Raw genomic sequence first — 12,364 nt, forward strand, 5'->3', positions numbered from 1 at the left:
TTGTCCCATGAACATCCCACCGACAAGGAGTGCCGCAATGACCACCACCACGCACCGCATCGTCGTCCTCGGCGCCGGCTACACCGGCATGCTGGCCGCGATCCGCCTCGCCCGGCGCACCAGGAAGCTGGATGTGGCGATCACCCTGGTCAACCCGTCGGCCCGCTTCACCGAGCGGCTGCGGATGCACCAGATCGCCGCCGGTCAGGAACTCGCCCACCACGACATCCCGCAAATCCTCGACGGCACCGGCGTCGAATTCGTGCAGGGCTGGGTCACCGCGATCGACACCGCCGCTCAGCGCGTCCACGTAGCCGGTGCCGGCGAACTCGCCTACGACGAACTGATCTACGCCCTCGGCAGTACCGCCGAGACCACCCTGGTTCCCGGCGTAGCCGAACATGCCCACACGCTCGACGACCCGCGCCTCGCCCACGAATTCGCCAGTGAATTGGCCACTTTCGCCGCCCAGGGTGCTTGCGTTGCGATCTGCGGTGGTGGCCTCACCGGCATCGAAGCCGCGACCGAGATCGCGGAAAGCCACCCCGGTCTGCGCGTCACCTTGATCAGCTCGGGGGAGCCCGGCGCGATGATGGGTGACAAGGCCCGCGCGCACCTGAACAAGGCACTGGACCGGCTCGGCATCGTTCGCGAGCTCGGTGTGCGCGTCGCCACCGTGCGGCCCGGCGCGGTCGAACTTGCCGACGGCAAGGTGATCGGCGCCGACCTGACCCTGTGGACGACCGGCGTGCGGGTCTCGCCGCTGGCCGCCGAGGCGGGTATCGAGACCGACGCACGTGGCCTCATCGTCGTCGATCCGACGCTGAAGTCGGTGTCGCACCCCATGATTCACGCCATCGGTGACGCGGCCGCCGTCCGCCAGGCGTGGGGTCAGGTGCACGGCACCTGCCAGAGTGGCCTACCCACCGCCGCCTACACCGCCGACGCGATCGCCGCCGAACTACGCGGCAAGAAGGTGCGGCCGTTCCGCTTCGGGTACTTCCACCAGCCCGTCAGCCTCGGCCGCCGCGACGGCGTCATCCAGTTCACCGACGCCGACGACACCCCGCGCCGCCTCTACCTCACCGGCTGGGCCGCGCGCATCTACAAGGAGCTGGTCAGCAGCAGCCCGGTTCCGACCTTCAAGGCCAGCAAGAAGATGACAATGAACGTGCAATTGTCCAAGGGTGGCAAGGTCACTCGCGCTGTCGCGTGAGTGATTCGCCGCCGAGCGGGCGCCGGTCCACCTCGGCTCCCACCGATTCGCCACAGTGACGGAGCGTGCGACATGGTAGGTCCTCGGCCCGATCAGGATCCGTTCCTCGAACATCGTCGCCTGCTGTTCGCGACCGCCTACCGCATGCTCGGTACGGTCACCGACGCCGAGGACGTCCTGCAGGACACCTGGCTGAGGTGGAACGACACCGACCATGCCACGGTGACCCATCCCAAGGCCTACCTGGTCCGCACCGTCACCAATCTCTCGCTCAACCGTCTCACCTCCGCCCGCGCGACCCGCGAAAGCTATGTCGGCCCTTGGCTGCCCGAGCCGGTGCTGACCTCGCCCGACATCGCCGAGGACACCGAATTGGCCGACACCGTCTCCACCGCCATGCTCGTCGTGCTGGAAACCCTCACGCCCGTCGAACGCGCGGTGTTCCTGCTGCGTGAAGTGTTCGGCTACTCGCATGCCGAGATCGCCGAAGCCCTCGACCGCCCCGAGGCGAGTGTGCGTCAGATCGCGCGTCGCGCGAAGAACCACGTCCAGTCCCGCCGTCCACGATTCGACACCGACAAATCCGCTCGTGCCCAGGTCACCGCCCAGTTCATGGCCGCATGCGCGGGCGGAGACCTCAACGCCCTGATGGACCTGCTCGCCCCTGACGTCACGTGCTGGTCCGACGGCGGCGGCGTGGTCACCGCCGCGCGCCGTCCCCTGCACGGCCCCGACCATGTCGCCCGCTGGATCCTCGGCGTCCTGGCCAAACCGTCGTCGGCGGGTTTCGAACTCAGCGCCGCCGACATCAACGGCGAGCTCGGCGCACTGGCGTCCTTCGCCGGAAACCCCGGCGCCGCCTTCACTTTCGATCTGGTCGACGGCTACATCCAGAACCTGCGATTCCAGGTGAACCCGGCCAAACTGGCGGGGCTCCACCAGGGCACTGGCCTGCTCGGCTGAGCGGCCATCGGCTACCGGACCGCGCTCGAACTCGGTGGCGGCGAGCGCGCCGAGGCCGGTCCCGCAATCGCCCGCGCCAGTAGGAGACAATGGCGACTGTGTCCGCCCAGGAATTGGCCGTCGATCCGCCGAGCGCCGCGCGCAGACTGCTCGGCGCGATCCTGTGGTCGGGCCCGGTGGCGCTGCGCATCGTGGAAGTCGAGGCATACGGCAGCGACCCCGGCGGCCCATGGCCTGATCCGGCCGCGCACTCGTGGCCAGGCCCGACGGCCCGCAACGCGGTGATGTTCGGCCCGGCCGGACGCCTCTACGTCTATCGCTCCTACGGAATCCACCTGTGTGTCAACGTGACCGGTGGTTACGACGGTGAGGCCGGTGCGGTGCTCGTTCGCGCGGCGGAAGTAGTCGATGGCATCGACATCGCGCGCGAACGCAGGCCCGCCGCCCGCAAGGACGTCGACCTCGCGCGAGGACCGGGCAATGTCGGCAGCGCACTCGGTATCAGCCTGTCCGACTACGGAACCGAACTCTTCGACCCCTTCTCCGCGCTGCGCCTGGAACTGAATCCGCCCGTTGCACCGTCCGAGATCGCCGCGGGCCCGCGAGTCGGCGTCAGCCTCGCCGCCGAGATCCCCTGGCGTTTCTGGCTACCGGCCTCGCCCGCCGTCTCGGTCTACCGTCGCAGCCCCCGAGCGGCCGAGCCGACGGCGTAGCACCGCTTTTGCGAAATGACCTCGCCGACAGCGATGAGTTCGCGGGCGAGGCGCCGTCCTATCTGTTGAACGCGCTACCGACCCAGTGCGACCGACCGAAGGACGAAACCATGACCACCGCGACCCACACCGCACACTTCTCCGGCACCGCCACCTACCGCCCCGGCAAGATCCGCAACCGCGTCCTGTGGACCCTGCAGGTCGTGCTCGGCCTGTTCTTCGTCATCGCTTCGGGCGGACCGAAACTCGTCATCCCGAACACCCTGATGGACAACGCCCCCGCGAACCTGACCATCCCCCTCGCGCTGCTCATCTTCATCGGAGTCGTGGAGGTGGCGGGCGGTATCGGCCTGATGGTGCCGCGCCTGTCCGGCCTGGCCGCCGTCGGCCTTTCCGTGCTCACCGTGCTCGCCGCCGCGACGCAGGCCTTCATCGCCGACAAGCCCGCGATGGCGATCTTCCCGCTGGTGCTGGCCGCGATCTTCGCCTGGATCGCCTACGAACGCCGCGCCACCATCGCCGCGCTGGTGCGATGAGCCACGACTCGACACGCTGACGATCGCCGGAGCCCCGAGGGTTCCGGCGATCATCGGCGTGCCGAGATGGTCGATCGGTGCGCGGTGTTCGGCTGCGGAGCCAAGATCATCCAGCCGATCTCGTCTGCGAATCCAATAGGGCGAATCCCTCCGAGGTGCGACGATCGAAGACCACGTCTAGCCCGTATGAGCAGGAGCGCCCGTGTTCACTTTCCCCAGCAGCGACGGCAGCACGATCCACGTGCGGAGCTGGCTCCCCACCGAGACCGAGCCGCGCGGCGTCGTGCAGATCGCGCACGGCATGGGCGAACATTCCAACCGCTACGGTCACCTCGCCGAACGGCTCGCGGGCCTCGGGTTCGCGGTCTATGCCGACGACCACCGTGGTCACGGACTCAGCATGGGTCCCGTGCCGGGTGACCTCGGCCCCGACGGCTGGAACCTGCTCGTCGCCGACGAAGTCGCCCTGACCGAGATCCTGCGCGAACGTCATCCCGGCTTGCCCGTCACCCTGATCGGCCACAGCCTCGGCTCGTTCGCCGTGCAGCAGTACCTGCTCGACCACTCCGGCCTCGTCGACCAGGTCGTCCTGAGTGGCACCACCGCTGTCGACGGCCTGTTCGGCGAGATCGCGGCCGCGGGCGGTGACCTGATCGGCTTCTTCAACGCCGAATTCCAGCCCACCCGCACCGACGCCGACTGGATCAGCCGCGACGAAGCCCAGGTCGACGCCTACAACGCTGACCCCTGGTGCGGTTTCGCCATCGACGACGCCAACATGGGCCTGCTCGCCGCCAACGCCCAGACGCGGCTGTCCGATCCGAGCACCGTGCGCGCCGACCTGCCGATCTACGTGATGGTCGGCGACAAAGACCCGCTCAACGACAAGCTCCGCCTGTCCGACCTGCTCGTGCGGCGCTATCGCGACGCGGGCCTGAACGACCTGACCTACCAGGTCTACGCGGACGCCCGCCACGAAGTGCTGAACGAAACCAATCGGGACGAGGTCGAAGCCGATCTGCTCGCCTGGATAACCCGCGCACACGACTGACCGACCGCATGCGGAAAGATGGGTCAGCGTGACCGGCGACATCTTCGACGAACTGACCTGGCGCGGCCTGATCGCGCAGTCCACCGACCTGGACGAGCTGCGCGCCGCCGCGGCCGCCGCGCCCCTGACGCTCTATGCCGGCTTCGACCCGACCGCCGCCAGCCTGCACGCCGGCCACCTCGTCCCGCTGCTCGCGCTCAAGCGCTTCCAGCTGGCCGGGCATCGGCCGATCGTGCTCGCCGGCGGCGCGACCGGCATGATCGGCGACCCACGTGACGTGGGTGAACGCACCATGAACTCGACCGACACCGTCGCCGAGTGGGCACAGCGCATCCGGGGCCAGCTCGAGCGGTTCGTCGATCTCGACGAGTCGCCGACCGGTGCGGTCATCGTCAACAACATGGACTGGACCGGCCCGCTGTCGACTGTCGACTTCCTGCGCGATGTCGGCAAGCACTTCTCGGTGAACGTCATGCTCGCTCGCGACACCGTCAAACGGCGGCTCGAAGGCGACGGCATCTCCTACACCGAATTCAGCTATATGCTGCTGCAGGCCAACGACTACGTGCAGCTGCGGCGCGCGCACGGCTGCACGCTGCAGGTCGGTGGCTCCGATCAGTGGGGCAACATCATCGCAGGCGTCGAACTGAACCGGCGCGTCGACGGCGCGCACGTGCACGCGCTCACCGTGCCGCTGGTGACCTCGGCCGACGGCAAGAAGTTCGGCAAGTCCACCGGCGGCGGCAGCCTGTGGCTCGACCCCGAACTGACCAGCCCCTACGCCTGGTACCAGTACTTCGTGAACACCGCCGACGCCGATGTCGTGCGCTACCTGCGCTGGTTCACCTTCCTGAGCCGCGAAGAACTCGACGAGCTCGAGCAGGCGACGGTGGAGCGTCCGTTCGCGCGCGAGGCACAGAAGCGCCTGGCCGCGGAGATGACCACGCTGGTGCACGGTGAGGCCGAGACCCGCGCGGCGGAACTGGCCAGCCATGCCCTGTTCGGTCGCGGTGAGCTCGGCGAACTTCCGTTGTCCACGCTCGGCGCCGCGCTGCGCGAAGCCGCGGTCGACGGCAAGGTCGCCGAGGTGGTGCCGGGTGAACCGAACACGATCGTCGACTTGCTCGTCGCGTCGGGCCTGTGCGAGAGCAAGGGCGCGGCCCGTCGAGTAGTCAACGAAGGCGGTGCGTCGGTGAACAACGAGCGGGTCAGCGACGTCGAATGGACTCCGTCCGATGCCGACTACCTGCACGGTGAGTGGCTGGTGCTGCGACGCGGAAAGAAGAACATGGCGGGCGTACATCGGATAGCCTGACAACGTTGCGGAGGCCTGAGTCACATGCGTGTGATTCAGGCCGGCGCAGCGGCTGAGCGCACCGCCGTGACCTGCGGGAATGCGGTGTTGTTCAGGCGATTTGACGCGGCGTTATCCGGCGCGTAACTTATTGGAAGTCAGAGCGACACGGACACAAACCGGGGAGCGCCTGACAGGCCAAGATCAAGTGACCAGGGTAACGATTGACATCGCCTGGGAGTGAGGTTAGGCTGGAACAGTTGCCCAGCGGAAGATCTGAAGAGATTCAGTGATCTGCTGGTGCGTGTGTTCTTTGAGAACTCAATAGTGTGTCGATGAATGTCAGTGCCAATATTTATTATTGGTTCCAACCTTCGCGTACCCCCCGGTCGTGGGAGGTTGGACATAAACAACAGCGAATCTTTTTTGCTGGTGTTTGGCTTTGCTAGGTTTTCGGACTCTAGTTAGATATTTCTGATTTGTGTCTTCGGACATGAGTTAAGAGTCTTCAACGGAGAGTTTGATCCTGGCTCAGGACGAACGCTGGCGGCGTGCTTAACACATGCAAGTCGAGCGGTAAGGCCCTTCGGGGTACACGAGCGGCGAACGGGTGAGTAACACGTGGGTGATCTGCCCTGTACTTCGGGATAAGCCTGGGAAACTGGGTCTAATACCGGATATGACCACCGATCGCATGGTCGGTGGTGGAAAGATTTATCGGTACAGGATGGGCCCGCGGCCTATCAGCTTGTTGGTGGGGTAACGGCCTACCAAGGCGACGACGGGTAGCCGACCTGAGAGGGTGACCGGCCACACTGGGACTGAGACACGGCCCAGACTCCTACGGGAGGCAGCAGTGGGGAATATTGCACAATGGGCGAAAGCCTGATGCAGCGACGCCGCGTGGGGGATGACGGCCTTCGGGTTGTAAACCCCTTTCGACAGGGACGAAGCGCAAGTGACGGTACCTGTAGAAGAAGCACCGGCCAACTACGTGCCAGCAGCCGCGGTAATACGTAGGGTGCGAGCGTTGTCCGGAATTACTGGGCGTAAAGAGCTTGTAGGCGGTCTGTCGCGTCTTCTGTGAAAACTTGGGGCTCAACCTTAAGCTTGCAGGGGATACGGGCAGACTAGAGTACTTCAGGGGAGACTGGAATTCCTGGTGTAGCGGTGAAATGCGCAGATATCAGGAGGAACACCGGTGGCGAAGGCGGGTCTCTGGGAAGTAACTGACGCTGAGAAGCGAAAGCATGGGTAGCAAACAGGATTAGATACCCTGGTAGTCCATGCCGTAAACGGTGGGTACTAGGTGTGGGTTTCCTTCCACGGGATCCGTGCCGTAGCTAACGCATTAAGTACCCCGCCTGGGGAGTACGGCCGCAAGGCTAAAACTCAAAGGAATTGACGGGGGCCCGCACAAGCGGCGGAGCATGTGGATTAATTCGATGCAACGCGAAGAACCTTACCTGGGTTTGACATACACCGGAAACCTGCAGAGATGTAGGCCCCCTTGTGGTCGGTGTACAGGTGGTGCATGGCTGTCGTCAGCTCGTGTCGTGAGATGTTGGGTTAAGTCCCGCAACGAGCGCAACCCTTATCTTATGTTGCCAGCGCGTAATGGCGGGGACTCGTGAGAGACTGCCGGGGTCAACTCGGAGGAAGGTGGGGACGACGTCAAGTCATCATGCCCCTTATGTCCAGGGCTTCACACATGCTACAATGGCCGGTACAGAGGGCTGCGATACCGCGAGGTGGAGCGAATCCCTTAAAGCCGGTCTCAGTTCGGATCGGGGTCTGCAACTCGACCCCGTGAAGTTGGAGTCGCTAGTAATCGCAGATCAGCAACGCTGCGGTGAATACGTTCCCGGGCCTTGTACACACCGCCCGTCACGTCATGAAAGTCGGTAACACCCGAAGCCGGTGGCCTAACCCTTGTGGAGGGAGCCGTCGAAGGTGGGATCGGCGATTGGGACGAAGTCGTAACAAGGTAGCCGTACCGGAAGGTGCGGCTGGATCACCTCCTTTCTAAGGAGCACTTCTCCAGTGAGCGTCTCGAAGAGTCGAGATCGCTGCTGGCAGAGACAGTTTCGGACCCATTCGTGGTCCGGCTGGAGCTCATGGGTGGAACACTGACAAATTTCATCGCATACGACACCGGCTCAGTCCGGGGTCGCGATGGGTATACCGACACACTATTGGGTCCTGAAAGAACACGCGAAAGTGTTTTTTCAAGGCAAAACAAACGATCCGCTCGGATCTCCTTCGAAACCGCCGGCAACCTTCGGGTTGGTGAGTAGGTCAGGAAATCAATCCGGTGCGGGTGTGTTGTTTGAGAACTGCACAGTGGACGCGAGCATCTTTGTTAGTAAGTGTTTAAGAGCGTACGGTGGATGCCTTGGCACCAGGAGCCGATGAAGGACGTAGGAGGCTGCGATAAGCCTCGGGGAGCTGTCAACCGAGCTGAGATCCGAGGATTTCCGAATGGGGAAACCCAGCACGAGTGATGTCGTGTTACCCGCATCTGAATATATAGGGTGTGTGGAGGGAACGTGGGGAAGTGAAACATCTCAGTACCCACAGGAAGAGAAAACAACAGTGATTCCGTGAGTAGTGGCGAGCGAAAGCGGATGAGGCTAAACCAATCAGATGTGATAGACGGCAGTCGTTGTCTGGTTGGGGTAGTGGGAACATTCTTCTCGACTCTGCCGAGTCGAGCAACAGTAAGAAACCAAGTGGTTAGTTGAAGTGGTCTGGAACGGCCTGCCATAGACGGTGATAGTCCGGTAAACGAAAACTTCTTGGCTGTTGTGGATGTCTCCCGAGTAGCAGCGGGCCCGTGAAATCTGCTGTGAATCTGCCGGGACCACCCGGTAAGCCTGAATACTCCCTGGTGACCGATAGCGGACTAGTACCGTGAGGGAAAGGTGAAAAGTACCCCGGGAGGGGAGTGAAATAGTACCTGAAACCGTGCGCTTACAATCCGTCAAAGCCCTCCACTTTCGAGTGTGTGGGGTGATGGCGTGCCTTTTGAAGAATGAGCCTGCGAGTCATCGGTGTGTGGCGAGGTTAACCCGTTGAGGGGTAGCCGTAGCGAAAGCGAGTCTGAATAGGGCGAACGAGTCGCACATTATGGACCCGAAGCGGAGTGATCTACCCATGGCCAGGGTGAAGCGACGGTAAGACGTCGTGGAGGCCCGAACCCACTTAGGTTGAAAACTGAGGGGATGAGCTGTGGGTAGGGGTGAAAGGCCAATCAAACTCCGTGATAGCTGGTTCTCCCCGAAATGCATTTAGGTGCAGCGTCACGTGTTTCACATCGGAGGTAGAGCTACTGGATGGCCTAGGGGGCCTACAAGCTTACCGAAGTCAGCCAAACTCCGAATGCCGGTGTGTGAGAGCGTGGCAGTGAGACTGCGGGGGATAAGCTTCGTAGTCGAGAGGGAAACAGCCCAGATCGCCGGCTAAGGCCCCTAAGCGTGTACTAAGTGGAAAAGGATGTGGGGTCGCTTAGACAACCAGGAGGTTGGCTTAGAAGCAGCCACCCTTGAAAGAGTGCGTAATAGCTCACTGGTCAAGTGATCCTGCGCCGACAATGTAGCGGGGCTCAAGTACACCGCCGAAGCCGCGGCATTCACACAATAACCCGTCCTGCATTCGTGCAGGGCCAGGTGTGTGGATGGGTAGGGGAGCGTCCTGTGGCCGTGGAAGCAGCAGTGTGAACTAGCTGTGGAGGCCACGGGAGTGAGAATGCAGGCATGAGTAGCGAAAGACGAGTGAGAAACTCGTCCGCCGAATGACCAAGGGTTCCTGGGCCAGGTTAATCCGCCCAGGGTGAGTCGGGACCTAAGGCGAGGCCGACAGGCGTAGTCGATGGACAACGGGTTGATATTCCCGTACCCGTGTATCCGCGCCCAATGCTGAATCAGTTGTGCTAACTGTCCAAATGTTGTCTTATCGAGCCTTCGGGTGAGAGGGATGATTGCTGCACAGGACCCCGGTTGTAGTAGGTAAGCGATGGGGTGACGCAGGAAGGTAGCTGGGCCAGGTGATGGAATACCTGGTGTAAGCGTGTAGGGCGTTGTGTAGGCAAATCCGCACAACATGTAGCCTGAGACGTGATGCGTACCCGTTGAGGGGAATTCAGTGATCCTATGCTGCCGAGAAAAGCCTCTAGCGAGCTGGTACACGGCCCGTACCCCAAACCGACACAGGTGGTCAGGTAGAGAATACTAAGGCGATCGAGAGAACTGTGGTTAAGGAACTCGGCAAAATGCCCCCGTAACTTCGGGAGAAGGGGGACCACGCCCGGTGAAGAGATTTACTCTTGGAGCTGGGTGGGGTCGCAGAGACCAGAGAGAAGCGACTGTTTACTAAAAACACAGGTCCGTGCGAAGTCGTAAGACGATGTATACGGACTGACGCCTGCCCGGTGCCGGAAGGTTAAGAGGACCGGTTAGCGGACTTTGTCCGCGAAGCTGAGAATTTAAGCCCCGGTAAACGGCGGTGGTAACTATAACCATCCTAAGGTAGCGAAATTCCTTGTCGGGTAAGTTCCGACCTGCACGAATGGCGTAACGACTTCTCTGCTGTCTCAACCACAGACTCGGCGAAATTGCATTACGAGTAAAGATGCTCGTTACGCGCGGCAGGACGAAAAGACCCCGGGACCTTCACTATAGCTTGGTATTGGTGTTCGGTACGGTTTGTGTAGGATAGGTGGGAGACTGTGAAAGCGGCACGCTAGTGTTGTGGGAGTCGTCGTTGAAATACCACTCTGATCGTATTGGACTTCTAACCTCGGACCATGATCTGGTTCAGGGACAGTGCCTGGTGGGTAGTTTAACTGGGGCGGTTGCCTCCCAAAATGTAACGGAGGCGCCCAAAGGTTCCCTCAGCCTGGTTGGCAATCAGGTGTTGAGTGCAAGTGCACAAGGGAGCTTGACTGTGAGACTGACAGGTCGAGCAGGGACGAAAGTCGGGACTAGTGATCCGGCACCGGCAAGTGGAAGCGGTGTCGCTCAACGGATAAAAGGTACCCCGGGGATAACAGGCTGATCTTCCCCAAGAGTCCATATCGACGGGATGGTTTGGCACCTCGATGTCGGCTCGTCGCATCCTGGGGCTGGAGTAGGTCCCAAGGGTTGGGCTGTTCGCCCATTAAAGCGGCACGCGAGCTGGGTTTAGAACGTCGTGAGACAGTTCGGTCTCTATCCGCCGCGCGCGTAAGAAACTTGAGGAAGGCTGTCCCTAGTACGAGAGGACCGGGACGGACGAACCTCTGGTGTGCCAGTTGTTCCGCCAGGAGCACTGCTGGTTGGCTACGTTCGGAAGGGATAACCGCTGAAAGCATCTAAGCGGGAAGCCTGTTCCAAGATGAGGTTTCTCTCCCACTTGATGGGTTAAGGCCCCCTACAGACCATGGGGTTGATAGGCCAGAATTGGAAGCCAGGTAACTGGTGTAGGTGACTGGTACTAATAGGCCGAGGGCTTACTACGAAGGTGTTACGCGTCCACTGTGCGGTTTCTGAAACAACAGACACTGCAGCACACTCACACAGACCTTTTTTGGGTTGTTGTGTGGGGAGCGCTGTCTAGTTTCATAGAGTTACGGTAGTTATAGCGGTGGGGAAACGCCCGGTCCCATTCCGAACCCGGAAGCTAAGGCCACCTGCGCCGATGGTACTGCACTCGACAGGGTGTGGGAGAGTAGGACACTGCCGGAACATCCTTCGCGATAGGGGACCCTTATTTGGGTCCCCTATCGGCGTTTGTGGGCTCGATACGAGTCCGGTACGCCAGGCGGACGATGCCCCGTCCTTCGTCCGTGGTTGAATTCTTAGTGGCGGGGCCATTGACAACACTCCCCGGAGGCCGGGGAACCTAGAGAGGGATCGCCGTGTCGGAACACAACGACGGACGGAAGCCTTTCCGCCGGGACGGAGACGCCCCCGGTTTCGGCCGGCGCGGCGAACCGACCGATCGCCCCCGCGGCGGACACGGTGACAATCGCGGTTCGGGCCGTGGCGAAGGCGGCGGATTCCGCCGAGACGACGCCGGCCGAGGCAGCAGCGCCGGTCGCGGCGGCTCCGATCGTGGCAGCTCCGATCGTGGCAGCTCCGATCGGGGTGGATTCAAGCGCAACGAGGACAGTCGCGGCTCCGGCCGTCCCGAGGGCCAGCGTGGCGGATACAACCGCGACGACCGCGGCGCCAGCTCTGACCGTGGCGGCTTCAAGCGCGGCGACAGTGGCGACCGCGGCGGCTACCAGCGCCGTGACGACGCCGGTCGAGGTGGCTCCAGCGACCGCGGTGGTTTCGATCGCGGCGGTGACCGTGGTGGATACCGCGGCAACAACGACGACCGCCCCCGTGGTGGTTCGGACCGTGGCGGCTACCAGCGCCGCGACGACACAGCTAAGGGCGGCTACCCCAAGCGCGACGACGCGGGCCGCGGTGGCTACCAAGGAAGGCGCGACGACAACGATCGCGGTGGCTACCAGAAGCGCGACGACAACGATCGCGGTGGCTACCAGAAGCGTGGCGACAGTGGCGACCGCGGTGGCTACCAGCGCCGTGACGACGCCGGTCGTGG

The 12,364-nt window shown here is 62.5% G+C and carries 6 protein-coding genes and 3 rRNA genes; all 9 read left to right on the forward strand.

The genetic code is table 11. From position 1 onward, the window contains the following. Positions 1-37: 37 nt before the first annotated feature. Complete coding sequence (locus tag ACWZHB_RS06150) at positions 38-1,216, forward strand: NAD(P)/FAD-dependent oxidoreductase (protein WP_427906949.1); 1,179 nt, start codon at positions 38-40, stop codon at positions 1,214-1,216. Between the two features lie 72 nt (positions 1,217-1,288). Then, positions 1,289-2,179 (forward strand): RNA polymerase sigma-70 factor, encoded by an 891-nt coding sequence (locus ACWZHB_RS06155; RefSeq protein WP_427906950.1) that lies wholly within the window; start codon positions 1,289-1,291, stop codon positions 2,177-2,179. An 89-nt stretch (positions 2,180-2,268) separates the two neighbouring features. Then, entirely contained in the window at positions 2,269-2,892 is a 624-nt protein-coding gene (locus ACWZHB_RS06160; RefSeq protein ID WP_427906951.1) for a DNA-3-methyladenine glycosylase, read from the forward strand. A 110-nt stretch (positions 2,893-3,002) separates the two neighbouring features. Next, the gene (locus ACWZHB_RS06165) at positions 3,003-3,428 is read left to right on the forward strand and encodes a DoxX family protein (RefSeq protein WP_427906952.1); all 426 of its coding nucleotides are present in this window, start codon (positions 3,003-3,005) and stop codon (positions 3,426-3,428) included. Between the two features lie 202 nt (positions 3,429-3,630). Beyond that, positions 3,631-4,479, forward strand: a complete 849-nt coding sequence (locus ACWZHB_RS06170) for an alpha/beta hydrolase (protein ID WP_427906953.1) — start codon at positions 3,631-3,633, stop codon at positions 4,477-4,479. 28 nt (positions 4,480-4,507) lie between these two features. Continuing rightward, entirely contained in the window at positions 4,508-5,794 is a 1,287-nt protein-coding gene (gene tyrS, locus ACWZHB_RS06175; protein WP_427906954.1) for a tyrosine--tRNA ligase, read from the forward strand. A 487-nt stretch (positions 5,795-6,281) separates the two neighbouring features. Further along, positions 6,282-7,798 (forward strand): 16S ribosomal RNA (locus ACWZHB_RS06180). Positions 7,799-8,136: 338 nt separating this feature from the next. Next, positions 8,137-11,269: ribosomal RNA gene (locus tag ACWZHB_RS06185) — 23S ribosomal RNA — on the forward strand. Positions 11,270-11,379: 110 nt separating this feature from the next. Then, positions 11,380-11,496: ribosomal RNA gene (gene rrf / locus ACWZHB_RS06190) — 5S ribosomal RNA — on the forward strand. Together the 16S, 23S and 5S rRNA genes form the textbook arrangement of a ribosomal RNA operon. The last annotated feature ends 868 nt before the right edge of the window (positions 11,497-12,364 follow it).

Source organism: Nocardia sp. FBN12, assembly GCF_054031145.1.

Bases quoted from the DNA above. Each gene is read 5' to 3' on its own strand.
- ACWZHB_RS06150 (WP_427906949.1), top strand. From the start codon at position 38: ATGACCACCACCACGCACCGCATCGTCGTCCTCGGCGCCGGCTACACC.
- ACWZHB_RS06155 (WP_427906950.1), top strand. From the start codon at position 1,289: ATGGTAGGTCCTCGGCCCGATCAGGATCCGTTCCTCGAACATCGTCGC.
- ACWZHB_RS06160 (WP_427906951.1), top strand. From the start codon at position 2,269: ATGGCGACTGTGTCCGCCCAGGAATTGGCCGTCGATCCGCCGAGCGCC.
- ACWZHB_RS06165 (WP_427906952.1), top strand. From the start codon at position 3,003: ATGACCACCGCGACCCACACCGCACACTTCTCCGGCACCGCCACCTAC.